This is a genomic window from Pseudoalteromonas xiamenensis (assembly GCF_017638925.1).
Classification (GTDB): Bacteria; Pseudomonadota; Gammaproteobacteria; order Enterobacterales; family Alteromonadaceae; genus Pseudoalteromonas; species Pseudoalteromonas xiamenensis.
In genome coordinates this window covers 499331-518594 of sequence record NZ_CP072133.1, presented here as the reverse complement: position 1 = coordinate 518594, position 19264 = coordinate 499331, and the positions used below count along the sequence as shown (strand labels likewise).

Here is a 19264-nt window from a genome sequence, read left to right as displayed (position 1 = left end):
GCGTATACGCATTACTTCCCGTTTATTAAGCGCTTGGTAACACGCAGTTTTATAAATTTTTGGCAAATTCCATATAGTCTACAGTAAATTGGTAGATTCGTCTAACGATCTATCAAAAAAATTCAAAAATAAGGATCTAAACTAAAAAAGTTAACGAAACTGTTAAAAACTTAAGCTAACTCCTTTAAACCTAGGACATCTTGCATATCATAAAGTCCAGCTGGCTTGTTCCTTAACCATTGCGCAGCCCTTACAGCACCAGCCGCGAACGTTAATCTAGATGAGGCTTTATGAGTAATTTCGAGCCTTTCGCCCATAGTTGCGAAATAAGCCGTATGTTCACCAACAATATCGCCAGCTCTAAGCACAGAATAACCAATTTCTTGTTGTGATTTTGCTTCATGAATCGCGGTTCTATCAAAACGCGCAACGGCATCGTGATCCCATCCTTTTGCCTGTGCGATGGCTTCACCAATCATTAATGCAGTACCAGAGGGTGCATCAATTTTATTGCGGTGATGTGCTTCAAATACCTCAATGTCCATTTCTTCGGCGAGTTTCGTCGCGGCAACTTGCACTAAGTTAAGCAGCAAATTTACCCCCACGCTATAATTGCGCGAAAAAACGATTGGGATGTGCTTAGCCGCTTCGGTAAGTGCTTGTTTGTCATCATCATTGAGACCTGTTGTGCCAATGACCATGGGCAAATTCAACTTGACTGCTTGTTGAAGGTGCGTGCGCATCCCTTCGGGTAACGTGAAGTCAATCAGGACATCAGCTGAACAGTCCTGCAGTGCAGACTCGCAGGCGAAGGACAAGTCAACAGGAGCAGATTTGTTAATGTGATGGATTGGCGTCGATGCAAGTGGTGATGCGATGCGCACGAAAGCAGCAGAGAGCTTACAATCTTTTGCTTGCGCACAGGCATCAATTAATGCCTGACCCATTCGGCCATTTGCGCCGAATATACCTATACGATCCATTTGATCTTCCTCGAGTTTAGCTATTTTAGGTGATAGGGTAGAGTTTATCGGATCTGTGTGTAATAGTCAGGTTGATAACTCTAATAAACTTGTTGTTCAGAATTCGCGTGCGCTTGGCGCGGCAGTCTGATTGGTTTTAATAAGAACAATAATATCAAATCACCATGGACTTTAGCCATCCATACATATAAACTTCCGCCTTCGCCGATTTTACTTTATTGCGGGCGTGAAGTTTTAGGTGTCTCTTACGTAGAATATTTTGTGAGAGGCCAAAATGCAGCTAATAAGTTCTTGCTTGGCTGTGGTGATTTAAGTGAGGAGTGCTATGCAGCCAACCTACAATAAAAAACAGGCGATTTTATCGCTTATCCCTCTTTTAACGTTTGTGAGTCTATTCTTAGGTGTTGGCCTATATATGCACCTACAAGGTGTTGCTTACGCGTTTTATCAATTGCCAGCGCCAGTGGCGATATTACCAGCGATTGTATTAGCGTTTTGGTTTAACAAAACCAGCATCAATGAGAGCGTAGAAACATTTATTAAAGGCGCAGGCCATAGCAACATCATTACGATGTGCTTAATTTATTTGCTCGCGGGTGCATTCTCAGCGGTCGCAGGTGCGACAGGCGGTGTGGATGCCGTAGTTAATGCAGGCCTATCGTTAATTCCCCCTTCATTGTTGTTGCCTGGTTTATTTTTAATTGCGGCAGTGGTTTCTACCGCGATGGGGACTTCTATGGGCACAATCGGAGCGATAGGCCCAATAGCGTACGCGATTACATTGAAGACAGGTATTGACCCTGCACTCATGGCAGGCACGGTGGTGTCTGGTGCGATGTTTGGCGACAATTTGTCAATTATCTCTGATACAACAATTGCAGCTACGCGTACGCAAGGTTGCGAAATGAAAGACAAATTCAGAGAAAATCTGAAAATTGCGTTACCTGCAGCTGCGTTAACCGTGTTGCTACTACTCTTTTTGACGCCGGAACCTGAAATCGTTGAAACGAAACCGTTTGATTGGTTACTCGTTCTGCCATATGCGTTCATTTTAGTGCTTGCGGTGATGGGATTTAACGTGTTCGTTGTACTATTCAGTGGCATCATTTTCGCCGCGCTTGTTGGTTTTACGGGCAGTTACGAAGTCAGCGGTTTTGTAAAGGATGTTTATAAAGGCTTCAGTGACATGCAAGAGATTTTTTTACTGTCGATGTTTATTGGTGGATTGTCTGAATTTATTCGTCGAAATGGTGGACTCGATTTTTTAGCGAAGTTAGTACAAAAAATTACTGCAGTTGTTGCTAAATGGCATCGAAAGGTGGCAGATCAACTTGGAATTGCGTTTTTGGTACTAACGAGCAACCTATGTATCGCTAATAACACAGTATCTATTATTGTTGCGGGGCCGGTTGCGAAGAAGTTAGCAGACGATGGGGACATTTCTGCAAAACGTTCTGCGAGTTTACTTGATATCTTTGCATGTGTAATGCAAGGTTCTTTACCGTATGGCGCACAAGCTCTGTTACTTGGGGCAACGTTTAAGATTAGCCCGTGGGAAGTTTCCGCTTCCTCTTTCTACTGCTTTATCCTCGCGTTCACCGCGATAGCTGTGATTTGTTTGCAAAGAAACAAAGCATAAAGAATTTAGAGCGCTGAAAAGCGCTCTAACTAATTCTATCTGTTATACTTTGCATGATTTAATCAACAAAGTATAAGCGCTCATGAAAACTCATTCCGTAATCTCTCTCTCGCTTCTCGTTGCGAGCCAAGCGGGTTTTGCAGCCGATTGGAGTACCACTCAGCTTCACTTGAATCATGGTGAATTTAAAAATCCGTTTAGCCAGCAAAAAGCAAACGCAACCATTTATTCATTACAGCATGCTTCAGGCTATAAGTACGGCGATAACTTTTTCTTTATTGACTTTACCAAAGATGATAGAGACGACGGGTATCAGGATGGTGATTACTACGGTGAATGGTACAGTTCATTTAGCTTAGGTAAAATTACTGGCAAGGAGTTTAGTTTTGGCGCTATTCGCGATGTGAGTTTGGTCGCCGGCGTGAACGTTGCAGGGGACGCGAAAGTAATGAAGTACCTTCCAGGTATTAAACTCCATTGGGATGTACCAGGATTTAATTTCCTGACGACAAGTTTTACAAGTTACATCGATGACAGCTCGGGTGTTGCAAAACAGGGCGCACCGATGGAAACGGATAGCTGGATGTTTGATATGGCTTGGGGTTACCCATTTACTATCGGGGAGCAACGTTTCCACTTTACGGGCCATATGGAGTTTATTGATGGTAGACGCAATGAACTCGGTGGTGAAGTTAAAAGCTGGATTTTGGCACAGCCAATTCTGGTTTGGGATTTAGGCTATGCACTCGGGAATCAACCGAACAACCTAATGCTTGGTGTCGAATGGCAATATTGGCGTCATAAACTCGGCACCAATACATCGGAATCTGTTCCGCAACTTCACCTTGAATGGACGTTCTAACATTCTTGCTAAGTTTGATATCAAACTTAATCCAAAAAAAAAGCTCACGTTACGTGAGCTTTTTGTTTTCATCAACTTAATTGGATTGGGGGAGCGTTTCGTCTACCGGTAATGCTTCTTTATCTTTACCGCGCAGTTTTCTCATTAAGCGTTTGCAATCTTCAAGTGCAACGTATTGGCAAGGGATCAATACCAGTGTGATCACCGTTGCAAACAATACACCGAAGGCTAAAGACACGGCCATTGGGATAACGATTTGCGCCTGTAAGCTCGTCTCCCAGATGATTGGCATAAGGCCAATAAAGGTTGTCAACGAAGTAAGCAAAATCGCTCTAAAGCGTTTACAACCAGCATCTACAGCAGCGTCTTTGATAGCAATGCCTCGTTCACGGGCTTGGTTTACAAAGTCGACCATCACGAGCGAGTCATTGACGACCACACCTGCGACGGCGATGATTCCGAAGAAGGAGAGGCTACTCATGGTCATCCCCATCAGCACGTGACCATAAACAGCACCAACAACACCAAATGGAATAACAGACATGATAAGCAGTGGTTGCGTGTATGAGCGCAGTGGGATTGCAAGTAACGCGAAAATTATAAGTAGAGACAACACTAAATCGCGAATTTGTTCTGCAACGCTGTCCATTTCTTCTTGAATACGACCCGCGACAGAACTTTGTACACTTGGGTAGTTTTTAAGGAGTGAAGGAAGATACTCGTCACGTATGTTTTTCGCAATTTCGAATGGCTCAGCTTGGTTGGTATCCACAGAGGCCCAAACATTAATGGTACGTTTTGAGTTTTCACGACGAATACTATTTACGCCATCAACTAGGTTAACTTCCGCTACTTCAGAAAGCAGTACTTCAGCACCTGTTGGTGTAACAATACGCACATCTTTAATATCACTGATGTTGTCACGGTACTCACGTGGGTAACGGATCATTACCTTGATTTCTTCACCGTCACGTAAAATGCGCTGAGCTTCAAGGCCGTAGTAACTGAAATTAACTTGAGACGCAACATCGGCAAGCGTTAAGCCTAAGCTGTAAGCCAATGGTTTAAGGTTAAGCTGTACTTCGTCTGTAGAACTTTGCATTGAGTCGTTTACATCACCGACGCCTTGCACTGTGCGTAACTTTTCTTTTAATTTACCAGCAACTTCAACAAGTTCATCGCGATTTTTACCTTCTAAACGGAAGCTAATATCGCCGTCATCACGGCCACCATTCATGATGCTGTCTTGAATATTCAAGGTCTTCATGCCAGGCAGTGGTGGCATTGCTTCACGCCACATGTCGCTGAGTGCGAATGTATCGATAGGACGCTCGTCTGGTTTCACCAAAATCGCCATGAGATTTGCGCGAGTACGACCGCGTAGGCTCACAGAAATGTTTTCAACCATTTTTTTGCCATATTGCGCTTCTATTTTTTTATCTACTTCTAGCACCATCTGCTCGATTTTTTGAATGGATTCAAGCGTGGCGTTTTCAGAAGATGATAAGTTCATTTCTAACGTGATACGAGGAAAGTCATGTGGGATTTTAGGGTTCGCGACAAACTTAATAAAACCACCAGCAAACAAGCCTCCGCTCACGATAAGCACAGACAAAAAGCCTAAGATAACGGTGTAACGATAGTGAACGCATTTCACAACGAACGGACGATATATCTCTTCTACAAAGTAACGCAGGCCGCCATCAAACTTCTCTCGCATGCGATGCAGTGGATTTTTAGGGTTGCTTGGTTTGTTGCTCATTGCAGCTAAGTGAGCTGGTAATATGAATTTAGATTCAATCAATGAGAACAACAGACACAGAATAATGACACCGCCAATCGCTTTTGAGAAAGCCGCACCTGGGCCTGTAGCAAAAGTTTGTGGCAAGAATGCAGCAACTGTCGTTAATACGCCAAAGGTTGCAGGAACTGCTACGCGTTTAACCCCACGCACCACATTGTTGAGTGAATGACCATGTTCCTCGATTTCGGAGTGCACGGATTCACCGACCACTATGGCGTCATCTACGACGATACCGAGTACTAGGATGAAGGCGAACAGTGAAGCGAGGTTTACAGTGACATCTAGGCCATTCATTGGCATCAGTAAAAATGCGCCTAAGAATGACACAGGCAAACCCATCATTACCCAAAACGCGAGACGAATGCGTAAGAACAGCGCTAGCATCGCCATAACGAGTAAACCACCCCAAATCATGTTCTCGATCATCATATTTAAACGACCGTTTAGATAGTAAGTAAGGTCAACGATGGGGACGAGTGTTACCGTTGCTGGTAGTTCTGACTCTTTCTTCTCAAGATATTGTTTAAGTACCGCGGCGACCTTTGTAATATCTTGATCTTTAGACGCATTTACTTCATAGACAAGCGAGTTTTTACCATTAAACTTGCTGTATTGTAGTCCTTCCTCAAAATCGTCATGAATGATAGCGACATCACCAAGACGAATTTGTGCACCATCAGGCAAGTTTAAAAGTGGCAAATTTCTAAATTCGTCGCCTCGGTACGCCTGATTTTCAACACGCATTGAAATGTAGCCATTCTCAGAACGGATTTGACCGGCAGACATATTTGCAGAAAAACCTCGTACGGCATTTGAAATATCGCGGAACGTTAAACCATATTCACGTAGTTTATCTGGGCTAACTTCGATACCAATCTCGTATTTTAGGCCGCTGAAAAATTGCACTAAGTTAATACCCGGCAGAGACAGCATTTCGTCATGAATTTTGTTACCAAGGTCCTTCAGGTCGTGACGACTAAGGTCTCCACTTAAAGACAAAATCATGACCTCTTGTGAATACTTGTCACGACGCACGATAGGACGCTCCATGCCTGCAGGGAAGCTAGAAATCGAGTCGATTTGCATTTTTACTTCATCAAGCACTTCTTGTGGGTCGTATTTTTCCTCGACTTCAATCCAAGATTCAGAAACACCTCGGTTGGAGAAGGTAATTAGCCGTTTAATCCCTTCTAATCCTTCGAGAGACTCTTCAACTTTAATCGTGATACCTTCTTCAACTTCTTGCGGAGCGGCTCCTGGGTACACGGCTTGAATACTCAACCAGTTATTTTCATATTGAGGGAACATTTGCTTGCGAATGGTCATTGCGGATAACAAACCACCCACAATAATGAAGATCATCAGCAGGTTTGCGGCCACAGGATTTCTGGCAAACCACGCAATAAGGCCTTTTTCTTGAACTTCAGCCATGGATTATTCCTCTTTCAATGCTAATTGCGTGTTTGGTTCAATTAGGCTGTCGGTACGCAGCTGCATGCCTTCGCTTGGATACTCAAGCGCGGAAGTGATGAGTTTCGCGCCGTTGTCGATACCTGCGTCAATAATCGCCATACCGTTGTACTCTCGAATAACGTGCACGGGTTTAAAGCTCAGTGTTAGGTCTTCATTTAAAATACTTACTTGACCATTACGAACTAAGTGTTGTGGAACAGCAACGGCATTTTCTACTTCTTTGCCTTTGATTTGAGCTGTTAAGTACGTACCAAAACGAAGAGGTTGGGCAACATTCGCATAAGGTTGCTCGACTTGCGCCACGAGGTAACTCATGCGGCTACGTTCGTCGATGACGCCTTCACTTCTAACAATTGTGCCAGTCCATGATTGTGTTTGATCCGCGACTTTTGCACTTAATTTGACCTCTGCATCCACCCCTAGGTTTTCTAAATGACGTAGATCTTTATCTGCAACAGGTAAACGGATTTCGGCAATGGACGTAGAGTTTAAGTTACCAAGAGAATTACCAATGTTGAGTACCGAACCTAAACTGATGTCTCGTGACTCAACAATGGCATCGTATGGCGCTTTGATATACGTTCGCTCAAGGTTACGCTTCGCACGTTTAACACTCGCTTGAGATGCTTTGTATCTCGCTAACTTTTCTGCGAGCTGCGGTTTGCGTAAATATAATTCGGATGGAATTGTTTCACTTGCATCATTTTTAATTCGAGTCCATTCCGCTTGAGCAACTTGTGCTTGTGCGCGTTCTATTTCTAGCGCCGAACTTGCTTGAGCAAGGCTTGCCTCAGCTTCAATCAGTGCCGCTTCATAATCGTTGGGGTCAATACGCGCGAGGACTTGACCTTCTTTTACGAAACCACCTTTCACGAATTGGTCCGACAAATCGACGATTTGACCAGACACCTGTGCGACAAGCTGAGTATGGTATTTCGGTTTTACAACTCCATATGAACCAACATCCAAAGTCATCGGCACATAGTTAAGTGTAGAGGCTTCAACAAGAGGGTGGATCACCTGTTCAACTTTTTCTGGTGGTGGAGCTTTCATTGCAGCGAAACCAGCAGCCATAGCAACACCTGCGACGGTTACTACAATGGGTAGTAGGATTTGTTTACGACTTGCCACGGTATTCTTCCTTCAAAAATTAAAATACGATTCGCAAAACGGATTTTGCAGTCTATGAATGAAGGATACGCCAAATGTTATTTCGAGGTGTTTACAGTAGAGGTTAGTTTGTAACAAAGCATTGCTAGATGCGTAATTTATTTACACCATGTCTAAATTTCGGGGAAAAAAGCGCGAGATAGGGCATTTATCTCGCGCGAACGAATTATAATTTCGCCTTTGGAGGGAAGTTTGCAAGAATTTCCGCTACGGTTTGATTTACGGTTTCAGTACGTGCTTCAGGTGTCTGCTTTTTCTTGAGACGACCCTCTTTTACACCTCTCCATACAAGCTGCTGTGTGCCATTGTTTACAATATCAATAACAACAGTACCGACTTCATACTCGTGAGTGGTTGTTTGTGATTGAACACCCCAACCCCAATAATTCCAATGCGCTGCGTAAGTCGTGTTGATAGTGTCTTGTGTGACTTTCTTATCTACATTGACGTGATAGTTCACTAAAACGTCTGCGTTTGTAGGGTCGGTGAGTGAAAATCCCTGTTTCGACATTTCACTGGAAATAGCATCACGTAAACGCTTGTCCATTAGACCATTGACTTGATACGCGGCGCTTGAGTCTGGCAATTTTGCCGTTGGTGCAAATGCGTAGGTTTTGAATAAAGCAAATTGCGCCGTCTTATCGTAATCCCAATCTGTAGTCTGGGCACAACCCGCTACCATTGCGACTAACAAAAATGCGAAAACGTGTCTCATAGTCATACTCCTTTTCAAGGGCACGCACAACCATGCCCATTTCTTATATTGGTATTACGACCCTTAATTTACAGTGAATGTTCCACTTCTATCCAGTCTTTTTCGTCAACCCAGTTTTGACTTCCACCATTGATTGCACGAATAGGCACGATGTAGTTACAGCTTATCTGTGGTTTAACAGATGCAAATATTGGTACAAAGCCAAAGCTTAATGCTGTTTCAATAATGGCCTTTTGGTTTTGCGGATCGATGTCCGCAGCTTCATCGATGTAAATAGGAATACGGTATCGGGCTTGCTCTTGATCCGATAGCAAGTGTCGGATAAACAGCATGCCACACAACAGTTTAATTGTAATACGAGTACCATTTGAGCCTGCAGAATCGATTTTCTCAAAGAATTCGGTTTCGCCCGCTCGATTTGTCACTTCAAAACGAATATCAAATAAGTCCGTCAGTGTTAAACCTGCTTTTTCACTTGCAAACTTAATGAGTAGGTCTTTTGCATCATTAATCTCACGCTCGCTATGTGGCTGGCTGGAGAGTAGGTCAAAGCTTTCACCTTGTTCGTACAAATCTGAAGTACTGATAATCGTATCAATTGCATCGATCAACAGTTTTCTTGGGATCACATTAATTTTAAAGGCTTTTAAGTTAGATATACGGTGTAAACTAATACCTTTGTTGAATGCGTTCATTTCGCGGCGTAGACGTTCTAAGTCGTCTCGAAGACCTTTGATGGTCGACGCGACTTCAGTTAAAGCTACTCGAGCATGTTTGCCAACAGCATCACGTTCATTGTCAATGTTGTGGTATGCCGCAATAAGTCGTTGGTACTTAATTTGCGGGTCTGGCTCATTATCGAATTTGGTGATCCCCGCATTATAAATATGCAAATAGGTGTTTTTGACATTAATGTCTAAACTCCTAAATTCGTGACACCAACGATTAAATTGGTGAAGTACGTCGGCCAGATTGTCGAAATCCAAGTTAATTTCTACAGGGTAACTTGTCGATTTGCCGCTGTATAAATCCAACGTGTGATCGATACGTTCTGTTTTTACCTGACGTAATCGTTCTGCTTGACGCAAGACTAAATCGATTTTGCTTTGGATTATTGCTCGTCTATCCGAAATTGATCCGGCGTTACGTTGCACGTCTTGCAAATAGCTGTCTACTTGCTCGCGCTCAGCTTCCAGTTGTGCTTGAAGAACGCTTTGTGCTTCATAAGACTGAAGCATAGTTTCATATTGGTCGAAGCGCTTCATCGCACTTTCTAGCCCCATGAGTCTCTTCGTACAAAGTATCTCGTTCACGCTGCTTCTCGGCGACGTTAGCGGCAACATCACGTTGTTTTTCAAGTTCAAGTAACGAATTTTGTAATGCATCCAAACGCGCTTTCAGTTGCTCTTTGTTTTCACCGCTTTGCATTTGTACAGGTGCAAGCTTTTTAATTTTGATCTTTGCGCCTGGTAGATGCAGTTCCTGTCCGATAATCGATTTGGAGAGCAGCGATAGAAACTCGCCAAATGCGTCTTCGTCAAAAATGTCGACCTCACCTTGAGAGGTCGTCGCAAAGGACAACAAATCTGGGTTGAACAAGCGAGATAGCTCTTCGACTTCTTTTAGCGACAAGTCTTCACGCATGCGCGTAAATAGGTTGTACTCGAGGTTTTTCAATTGCAGCTTAAGACTCTTGATCTGCTTTTGTGTTTCAGAAATTCGAAAGTCTAATGTATGAAGGCTTTGCCCTTGAGCGCTGTTGATGGAGAACGACAGGCTCTCATATTCTTTCTTTAAAAGAGCAAGATTAGTTTTCAATGTCGCGTGATGCGTTAACTCGAATTCACTCTTTAACGCATTGAAATCCAAAAACCATTGTTCAATTTGCGTTTGCTTTCGTGCGATTTCTCGAGACTGTTGTAAATAAAGCTGTTGTTTGGATTCAAAATCATGGCGCTCTTCTTCAATCTCGGCCAATTTCGATTTAAGTTCGTTACAGTGTTGTTCTACGTACTCGTCAAATTCGACTAAGGCTTTGTCGAGTTTTGGGGCATATGCCGCAAGTTTACCTTTGAGGTCAGCTTCCGTGTCAATCATCGTTTCAAGAGAAGCGATGGCTTCACTCATCGTTTCAAGCGCATTTAATTCTCGACGAGCTTGATTTACTTTATCAAATGCGCGGCGCCAAACGTCGTAGAAATCGACTTTAGAGTTGGACATATGACGTTCAAATACACGCAACATAAAGCGTTTAACGTCTTGAGCACCTAGCTTGTGTAGATTTAGGATACGTCTGAAAATCTCTTTGTAGACTCCTGCGTCTTGAACGTTATTTAGCGGGATCATCTTGAGATTCAATTCACCATCAAATTGTGTCGCAGCGCCAGTGAGTAGGGCATTGAGGCTCTTGCGCTTTTAGCTCTACTGGCTTAAAACCTTTACTTTCTAGGTGGTTAAACAGTTTGGTGTATTTAACTATGGTTTTATCTTCTGTGTAGTCCGCCAAATCAAGTTTGCCGTTATAGCAGAAAAATTGGTGCGCATAGCCTGCAACTTTCCCAAGACCTGCAACGCCGATAACAACGTCGCCATGTGGTAATTGCGCTTCAAGAAGTATGTAGGATTGATCGGTTGAAAAATAGAACTTACGAGTTTCTTCTAAATCATGACCATCCCATTCAGTTAGTCGAAGGTCATTAATGAGCGGAAACTGCAAAGCATTAATCACGGAACTTTTGCCGGTATTATTGGGAGCACAAATTGAGCTGCTTTTGTCGAGAGGGATCACGCATTTCGCATAACCTGCAGTGTTAAGCAGAGCGAGTTTATTGAGTCCATACATCATGCTCATAGTGATTCTTCTTCCTCTACATCTTCATATTGATTGTCATTTACTTCCATCAGCGCATCGATGTAACGGTAAACTGGCGCCAAATGTTGATATCCGTTTTCTACTTCTCGTGCTAAACCAAAACGCACCATTCGTCCGTATACGTCTTTTCTCAATTCTGAGCCAGAAAATAACTCGAGCTGGTCAAACAAATGCTTATTGAGTTGTACGATGGTTTGCATCAATTCCAAATCGATGGTTTCGTCAAACAATGCTCTTAGGGGATCTTTACCTTGGTTTGCAAAATGCTCGATTAACACAAATAAGGTGAGCGCGAAGCTGCGAGATGTTTTACCCATGTTAGGCGTGCTTTCGTCAGCTGCAAAGTAAAAGAATCCACGGCTATCACGTTTAATTTCTTGGCCTAAGCCAAAAAAGAGTGCTTCATAGGAATCAAATTGTTGATCCAATTGCTGCCAAAGAGTCGTGTCTTGCTCACTAATGTGGTAGCCACCCGCCAATTTCTTGTAGATGGCTTGTAATTCAGTAAGCTCAGATAGGTTGATTGTTGTCATAACTATTAATCTTCTTTTGCGTTCGCACTGAATGGATAGAGTGCAAATTGATGTTCGCCAATCGCGATTGTATGTTTTTGGTCTTCTTGAGATAGCGCAAACTCAGAATCACTGATAATTTTTTGATAGAGGAATAACATTTCGTCAGCTTCCAAATCAGGGTAGCAGCGACTCAAAAAACCAAGAAGTTGTGTTTTCTTGCCGCTAAAACTACGTAACGCTTTTCTCACATCCGAGTAATCTGGGATATTTGGACTCACATATGCAGGCACGTCCAATTCATCCGGCAGTTGATAGGCTTCATCCTCGAACTCCGAAAGCCCAGCCATATAAGAAACAATGTGACGTTGTTGACCAAGCGAAAAACGCTGAACATCACTTACAAAATTGGGTTGTGTCGCGGTCAATACAAAGTCCACACCGCGCTTTCGAACCAGTGAAAGAACTTTAGAGGCTTGACGAGTGATTAAGGTATTTCGGCGTAACTCTTCGCGAAGCGGAAGTAACATGTCAGCACTTTGACGTAAACTTTCACGCCCGATTAAATGCATATCGAGGATACGTGTGCGCAGTTGTTCAAGCATTCGTTTATCTTCGGGGCCTCGTCCAACTTGATCAAGCGTGATGATTTGCTCACTGATTTGATGTTCTATGAGACTAAAACAACGTTGAAATTCACCGTGAATATCGACCATTTCGAGCATTGGTTCGATGTACTCATCAAACGCTTCAAGCACAGCTTGGTAACGCTTTTTTAAAGATACATTGGATTGGTCTGCTTTTGCTTGTTCAACAATGTTCATGATTGCATTTTCATTGTGTTGATACAGCTTGACTATTTTCCGAACGCGTTCGTCCATAATGCGACTAAAGCGACGAAGTTCGCCATGGTCGCCAACTTGACCTGCATCGGCGAGTCGGAATCCCAAACGCTCCAAATCTTTTACTAAAACGGTAATTTCTTCTGCAAGCCCTAAACTTTCTTCTTGCAACAAATAACCCATGAAATCCGCAATAGCGCGATTGAGCTCAAGTTGTGAAGACTTGGCAAGCGGAATAACAATCTCTTGATTTAGCAGTCGATTTGCTTCTTTAAATAATCGTTCACTTTGCCAGTTTGGGTTCTTTTGTTTTAATACGTTTTGTACATCTTTTAGACTAAAGTCTGTGTACTTAAAGCGTTTAAAAAGTAGCTCTAGCGTCGACCAATGTTCGTTTATAGTATTTAATATCTTTTTTAGCTGGGATCATGGTTTTCCAGTAGGCAATTTAATTCTTTTGCGAGAGTGTAAAAAAACTGACAAATAAGTCATAGGTACATGACATCGCTTGTCACTAAATGCTAGACTGCGCGGCGAATTACGTTACCCCTCAAATTTTTTACTTTATTATACAGGTTGTTTACGAACTATGGTCACGCCCATAATCTTAACCCTAGTCGCAATCGCATTTTTGCTGATCGTTATAGAGGATATCATCCACGTAAACAAGGCCAAAACAACCCTTTTTTTTGGTACTTTGTGTTGGATTATCGCTTTTATTTTCCCTTTTCATGGCGAAAGCCCAGAAATTGTACAAGAACAGTTAGATCACAACATTCTTGAGATAGCCACTTTATGGTTGTTTTTGATGGCCGCGATGACTTTTGTTGCCTATCTAAACTCCAAAGGGTTTATCCAAAATATTGTTCATCGAGTGATGCCAGCACAAATTAGTGAACGTCGTTTGATGTTTGTGGTGGGGGCGGCTGCATTCTTGTTTTCATCTATTTCAGACAACATTACAGCGACCTTGATTTCACTTGCGGTAATCATGTCGCTGAAACTCGACCCCAAAAAGCTCATCAAGTATGCCACATTGATTGTATTTGCGGTGAATTCAGGAGGGGTATCGTTGATTACAGGTGACGTAACAACCCTAATGATTTTCTTAGCAGATAAGGTGACTATTCCGGATCTACTGTTATTGGTACTACCGTCGTTATTTGCTGTTTTAGTCTTAGCAACCATGCTTTCTATTGGCATGAAAGAACCAGTAGTGTTTGAAAAATCAGATTTACGCCGAATTGAAAAAACGGACATTACCATCGCGGTTATTTTCTTTTCGACTATCTTGGCGACGCTTGTATTGAGTGTTTTGTACCACGTACCGCCATTACTTACTTTCTTGTTTGGTTTGTCTCTTATGTTCTTAGTGGCGCAATTCTTAATGCGCAAGAAAGACGTAAACAAGAAAATCATTGATTACATTCGTGAAATTGAATACGACACGTTGCTGTTTTTCGTTGGTGTATTGTTACTCGTTGGTGCGCTCAAAGAAGTCGGTGTTTTACACATGTTTACGCATTTATACGAGCTTATGCCTCCTGAATATGCGAATTACCTAATGGGTTTACTCTCTGCAACCATTGACAACGTTCCGTTGACCGCGGCGTTGCTTAAAGCAGACATCGCAATGACCGAGCAAAACTGGTTAGCCTTCACCTACGCGACAGGGGTAGGTGGGTCAATGCTTATCATTGGTTCTGCAGCGGGTATTATTGCAATGAGTAAAGTGAAAGACTTAACCTTTATGAGCTATTTGCGTATGTCTGGCTATCTGTTGATTGCCTACACGATTGGCTATACAGGTGCGTTTTTTGCAGGTCAATTTATTTAAAAATAACTTGACACCTAGACGGCTAAACGATAATTTTCACTCGCTCCACAGCGGTGGAGCACGTTTAGCACGTTAGGTGTTAAACACAGAAGAGGTGCAATGCCTAGGTAGTTAGTGGGAGAGGACGATACTCTACGAACACTAATGAGGGAGAGCATTGCCGAGAGTAAAGGCTAATTCGTCGTGGTCTTTTCTCGGTCTTTGGGGCTGAATCCTCAGGACTGTCACCAACTCACTGGTGGAGAGCTTCTGGCAATGGTTAATTTCTTCCTTCGACGAGTCACCTTCTTGCCAAGTTCTCCTTGTATTTTATGACTAAAGCCTCAAAATATATGGCGTAGTCTAAAGGAGAGACCATGAATTCTAATATTGTAGTTGCCAAATTTGGCGGTACAAGTGTTGCCGATTTTGATGCAATGTTACGCTGCGCGCAAATTATCCATGATGATAACAACGTACGTGTTGTTGCCGTGAGCGCAAGCGCTGGCGTTACAAATCATTTAGTGAACCTAACTCAGGCAGGTCATAGTGAATCTGACCGTCAGCAGTGGGTTGATGCGGTCATCGCAATTCAAGACAACATTCTAGCAAAACTGAGTTTAGATGCGGATCTAGCACAAGGGTTTGAGCAAACTCTCAATGAATTTAAACAACTTGCTGCTATGCATGCGTTGAGCAAACAACAGTGCGATGAGATGCTAAGTTTTGGTGAGCGTCTATCTTCATTTTTATTTACTCAGGTACTTCGCCAACTTGGTGTAAAAGCGGAGCGTTTTGACGTTCGAAAGGTACTTAAAACCAACTCAAGTTTCGGTAAAGCTGTGCCTGACATACTTGCGACACGTGAAGCCGCAACCGAGTTGCTATTGCCTATCCTGGAGGAGCACGTTGTTGTAACTCAAGGCTTTATTGGTTCAGATAGTTTTGGACAAACAACCACGCTTGGACGTGGCGGTTCAGATTACAGCGCGGCTCTACTTGCTGAAGCGATTAGTGCGGTGAGTGTTCACATTTGGACTGACGTTGTGGGCATCTTTTCTACCGATCCTCGTTTGTGTGCCAAAGCAACGCCAATCGCTCGTTTAAGCTTTGACGAAGCGGCGGAAATGGCAACGTTTGGTGCGAAAGTGCTGCATCCTGCGACCATTCTGCCAGCAAGCCGAGCTGGTATTTCCGTGTTTGTTGGCTCGAGTCGAGAGCCACATGCTGGTGGAACGTGGATTGAAAAAGAAAAACGTAACGAGCCTGGTATCCGTGCTGTAACACAACGTAAAAATCAGCTGTTACTGACGCTGAAGATGCTCAGAAATGTTGCTGGCGAGCGGTTTTTTAGCACGCGTTTTTGGCATCTTAAGTAGTTACAATATTTCAGTTGATTTGGTCACTACATCTGAAATTAGTGTGGCGTTAACTCTTGATAATGCCCCAAATGCAAGCCGTCCTGAACTTGAGCAAGCTTGTTTGGATGAACTTTCTCAGTTTTGCCATGTAACGGTTGAAAACAACCTAACACTTGTGGCGCTGATTGGTTCTGAAATTCAACTTCGACACGATGATAGTAACCTCATGCGTGTATTGTCTGACTTCAACATTCGTTTAATCTGCCATGGCGCAAGCAAACATAACTTATGTTTCTTAGTCGAGCAAAATCAATCCGATTCTGTTGTTCAAGCTATCCACGAACATTTGCTCGAAGTGGCTTAATAGCACAAAGATAAGAAGCGAGTTGTGCATCAATTTTTGCAGCTCGCTTCGAGTCAAATAACGTTGAACTCACACCATTCGTGAATTAAATCATAAATAAATTCAACCTTTTATGGCGAGACTCAGCTAGCGTAGTTAATAGGGTTTTGCGCATTAGGGTTTTAATTTCAATGAAGCATTTGTTTTGTTTAGCTAAACGATGCATAACTTAACCAGTTTTAGACATTCATTTCCTTAAAATACTCGGCCTAAAAAGTCGCTTTTTAGTGCTAACTCAGTATAATCGAACGCCCAAAACAATAACAAAACTGAATGTAGTATGGCCTCTTTGCGCGATGGATTTCAAAGTCGACTCGGTTTCGTATTAGCAGCAGCTGGTGCAGCCGTAGGGCTTGGTAACATTTGGGGATTCCCCACTCAAGCTGCTAACCATGGTGGTGGTGCGTTTTTACTCGTGTACTTTATCGTCGTGTTTTTGTTGGCATTGCCTGCGTTGTACACCGAGCTGTATATCGGACACCAAGCCCAATCTAACCCAGTTAAAGCACTAAGCCTCGCATGGAGTGAAAAACAACCCAAAGTCGGCGCACTAGCAGGGTATATAGGCCTGTTTGGCGCAATCGTTATGCTCAGCTTTTACAGTATTGTGGCTGGCTGGATGTTGTCCCATGCGCTTGAACCTGTCACTACGTTTCTTGGATTGAGTGATGTAAGTCGGTTTTTAACTGAAGACAGCATGGCACGAAATTTTGTGTTTACGCCCTTGATGGTGTTGTTGACGGCAAGCATTATATTTAAAGGGGTTAAGTCAGGTATTGAAAAGTGGTCGCGTCGATTAATGCCGATGTTACTTGTCTTACTGATCGCGCTCATTGCATATATCGCGACGTTACCCGGAGCAAAAGAAGGTTTTGAAACTTACCTTAAGCCCGATTTTAGCAAAGTAACGGACCCAGATCTTATCATCGCGGCGATGGGGCAGGCTTTCTTCTCGCTGTCGCTGGGCGTTGGTTGCATGATGATTTATGGCTCTTATTTAAAGCCAAATGAAAATTTACCTAAGCTAACATTAAGTGTTGCTATGCTTGATACTGCGGTGGCATTTTTAGCCGGTTTGCTTATTATTCCCGCTATTTTTGTAGCCCAGCAGCACGGTGTTCAGGTATTTCAAGATGGCAAATTAATCGGAGAAGGGCGTTTAATTTTCGCTGTGCTTCCCGAGTTGTTTAATACCATGGGTGAAGTTGGTGTTTTCGTCGCTCTGTGCTTTTTTGTTTTAATGTCCATTGCATCAGTCACTTCAACGATTTCCTCCACGGAAATTCCGGTTTCGTTTTTGGTTGAAAACCATGGCGTAACGCGTAGAGCCGCGACTTGGGCTGTTTCAGCAACTGTGTTACTCGCTTCAATCATCATTATTTTAAATTTTGATTGGTTGTTTGGACTTGTGATCACCGTGTTTACACAGTACCAGTTACCACTTATGGGGCTATTCTACTTTATTACAGTAGGCTGGGTGTGGAGACGAGGCAATCAGCTAGCACTCGAATGCCATGGAAACATCTACTACTTTGCTTTGTATGTGAAGTACGTGTGCCCAGTGTTGATGACGGCGGTATTTGTAAACGTCGCATTGAGATAAATCGTTTTTAACGAGTTGAATAGGAAGCGCGTCCATTGTCGGAAATTGCATTCCTCACAAGTTTAGCTCTGAACACTCGCTTACACTCGAAACAAAAAAGGCCCATTAGGGCCTTTTAATTATTTCTGATTGTAATTACTTGATTTCTACATCTGTAACCGCTTGGTAGCCATTACTTAGTAATTCTTCATTTACGCAATCCAATACATACTTTTTCAGTGCGCCAGCTTCTACGTTGTCGTCTTTCGCCCAATCTGTACACATTTGCGTAAGTTCAGCAACCATTTCAGCAGGGGCTTGCTCCTTTGCATCATCCGCTGCGAATACATTGCCTGTGAACACTAACGCGAAAACACCAGCAATGCGAAATAATTTAGTCATGTCTTTGTATCCTAGTGATTAATTAGACGCGCTATTTTTAGCTCAAAAATAATGATTAAGATAACGAATTAATTTTTTCGTCAGGAGAGAATTCTATTATCATACCCAACATAAACATTTCTGATTTGAACCGTCATGAGACTCTGAGAAAAATACAGCACAAAATCTGGAACAACTACTTGAAAGAACTTTGTTTAAGGGGCGTTGGTTACTGGCGCCATTCTTTCTAGGTTTGATGTTTGCCGTAGTTTTATTACTTATAAAATTTTTTAAACAACTGTACACAATGACACTTTCCGCTTTTTCAGACAGTGGAAATCATTTACTCGTAGGAATACTCACGTTAGTTGATACTGCGTTACTAGCTGGCCTATTGTTAATTATCATTTTCAGTGGTTACGAGAACTTCGTTTCAAAGCTGGACATTGATGATCATAAAGACCGTCCTGCATGGATGGGCAAAGTCGGTTTTTCTGGATTAAAAATTAAGTTAATCAGTGCGATAGTGGCGATTTCGGCGGTAGAGCTACTGAAAGTATTTATTAGCTCGCAAGAGTTGACTAATACTCAGTTAGGTTGGAAAGTAGGAATACATCTTACTTTTGTAATTTCCGGAGTGTTGTTTTCTATTACGGATTACATAAATAGCAAAACGAAAAGTCACTAAACAGATTCTTCTAATTTCAAACTACTTTAGGAAAGGCTTCTAACAGTAGATTTAGCCTCTACAACTGAAAAATAACGCCTTTAATCATTAAATTAAAGATAGGTGACGTGGACGTTGTATCTTATTCCTACTATTGATTTAATTGCATGCGAGGGCTTAAC

11 protein-coding genes, 3 pseudogenes and 1 riboswitch are annotated in these 19264 nt (G+C 42.6%); of the genes and pseudogenes, 6 read left to right on the top strand and 8 right to left on the bottom strand.

All coding sequences use genetic code 11. The features are described from left to right. Positions 1-170: 170 nt before the first annotated feature. Positions 171-983, bottom strand: coding sequence for a 4-hydroxy-tetrahydrodipicolinate reductase (dapB, locus tag J5O05_RS02585; RefSeq protein WP_208843477.1), 813 nt, complete (start codon positions 981-983; stop codon positions 171-173). 325 nt (positions 984-1308) lie between these two features. Here dapB and J5O05_RS02580 point away from each other — a divergent pair, with 325 nt between their 5' ends. Continuing rightward, positions 1309-2622, top strand: a complete 1314-nt coding sequence (locus J5O05_RS02580; protein ID WP_208843476.1) for a Na+/H+ antiporter NhaC family protein — start codon at positions 1309-1311, stop codon at positions 2620-2622. Positions 2623-2704: 82 nt separating this feature from the next. After that, positions 2705-3484, top strand: a complete 780-nt coding sequence (locus J5O05_RS02575) for a nucleoside-binding protein (protein ID WP_208843475.1) — start codon at positions 2705-2707, stop codon at positions 3482-3484. Between the two features lie 76 nt (positions 3485-3560). On the opposite strand, the gene J5O05_RS02570 is transcribed toward J5O05_RS02575, so the two are convergent. From J5O05_RS02570 to J5O05_RS02545, 6 genes and pseudogenes are all read right to left on the bottom strand, one after another. Continuing rightward, positions 3561-6719, bottom strand: a complete 3159-nt coding sequence (locus J5O05_RS02570; protein WP_208843474.1) for an efflux RND transporter permease subunit — start codon at positions 6717-6719, stop codon at positions 3561-3563. Positions 6720-6722: 3 nt separating this feature from the next. Beyond that, positions 6723-7892 (bottom strand): efflux RND transporter periplasmic adaptor subunit, encoded by a 1170-nt coding sequence (locus tag J5O05_RS02565; protein ID WP_208843473.1) that lies wholly within the window; start codon positions 7890-7892, stop codon positions 6723-6725. Positions 7893-8097: 205 nt separating this feature from the next. Next, complete coding sequence (locus J5O05_RS02560) at positions 8098-8646, bottom strand: DUF4136 domain-containing protein (protein ID WP_208843472.1); 549 nt, start codon at positions 8644-8646, stop codon at positions 8098-8100. A gap of 68 nt (positions 8647-8714) precedes the next feature. Next, a pseudogene (locus J5O05_RS02555) lies at positions 8715-11497 on the bottom strand (ATPase). Further along, positions 11494-12051, bottom strand: a complete 558-nt coding sequence (locus J5O05_RS02550; RefSeq protein ID WP_208843471.1) for a condensin complex protein MksE — start codon at positions 12049-12051, stop codon at positions 11494-11496. Before J5O05_RS02550 ends, J5O05_RS02555 begins: the two are co-directional and overlap by 4 nt. A 5-nt stretch (positions 12052-12056) precedes the next feature. Next, positions 12057-13302, bottom strand: a pseudogene (locus tag J5O05_RS02545) (hypothetical protein). A 159-nt stretch (positions 13303-13461) separates the two neighbouring features. On the opposite strand from J5O05_RS02545, the gene nhaD reads away from it, so the two are divergent. The 3 genes and pseudogenes from nhaD (at position 13462) to J5O05_RS02530 (ending at position 18055) form a co-directional block, all read left to right on the top strand. Continuing rightward, positions 13462-14709, top strand: a complete 1248-nt coding sequence (gene nhaD / locus J5O05_RS02540; protein WP_208843470.1) for a sodium:proton antiporter NhaD — start codon at positions 13462-13464, stop codon at positions 14707-14709. An 81-nt stretch (positions 14710-14790) separates the two neighbouring features. After that, positions 14791-14966, top strand: a riboswitch (Lysine riboswitch). Between the two features lie 99 nt (positions 14967-15065). Beyond that, positions 15066-16413 (top strand): annotated as a pseudogene (gene lysC, locus J5O05_RS02535) (lysine-sensitive aspartokinase 3). Between the two features lie 319 nt (positions 16414-16732). Beyond that, a complete protein-coding gene (locus J5O05_RS02530; RefSeq protein ID WP_208843469.1) occupies positions 16733-18055 on the top strand; it encodes a sodium-dependent transporter in 1323 nt (440 codons plus the stop codon). A 135-nt stretch (positions 18056-18190) separates the two neighbouring features. Here J5O05_RS02530 and J5O05_RS02525 read toward each other — a convergent pair whose 3' ends face one another. Continuing rightward, on the bottom strand, positions 18191-18436 hold the full coding sequence (locus tag J5O05_RS02525; protein ID WP_208843468.1) for a hypothetical protein: 246 nt from the start codon (positions 18434-18436) through the stop codon (positions 18191-18193). 166 nt (positions 18437-18602) lie between these two features. Here J5O05_RS02525 and J5O05_RS02520 point away from each other — a divergent pair, with 166 nt between their 5' ends. Further along, on the top strand, positions 18603-19103 hold the full coding sequence (locus J5O05_RS02520; protein WP_208844450.1) for a TIGR00645 family protein: 501 nt from the start codon (positions 18603-18605) through the stop codon (positions 19101-19103). The last annotated feature ends 161 nt before the right edge of the window (positions 19104-19264 follow it).

Coding starts and splice junctions, on each gene's coding strand:
- J5O05_RS02525 (WP_208843468.1), bottom strand. CDS start 18,436: ATGACTAAATTATTTCGCATTGCTGGTGTTTTCGCGTTAGTGTTCACA.
- J5O05_RS02580 (WP_208843476.1), top strand. CDS start 1,309: ATGCAGCCAACCTACAATAAAAAACAGGCGATTTTATCGCTTATCCCT.
- J5O05_RS02570 (WP_208843474.1), bottom strand. CDS start 6,719: ATGGCTGAAGTTCAAGAAAAAGGCCTTATTGCGTGGTTTGCCAGAAAT.
- J5O05_RS02575 (WP_208843475.1), top strand. CDS start 2,705: ATGAAAACTCATTCCGTAATCTCTCTCTCGCTTCTCGTTGCGAGCCAA.
- J5O05_RS02560 (WP_208843472.1), bottom strand. CDS start 8,646: ATGAGACACGTTTTCGCATTTTTGTTAGTCGCAATGGTAGCGGGTTGT.
- dapB (WP_208843477.1), bottom strand. CDS start 983: ATGGATCGTATAGGTATATTCGGCGCAAATGGCCGAATGGGTCAGGCA.
- J5O05_RS02530 (WP_208843469.1), top strand. CDS start 16,733: ATGGCCTCTTTGCGCGATGGATTTCAAAGTCGACTCGGTTTCGTATTA.
- nhaD (WP_208843470.1), top strand. CDS start 13,462: ATGGTCACGCCCATAATCTTAACCCTAGTCGCAATCGCATTTTTGCTG.
- J5O05_RS02550 (WP_208843471.1), bottom strand. CDS start 12,051: ATGACAACAATCAACCTATCTGAGCTTACTGAATTACAAGCCATCTAC.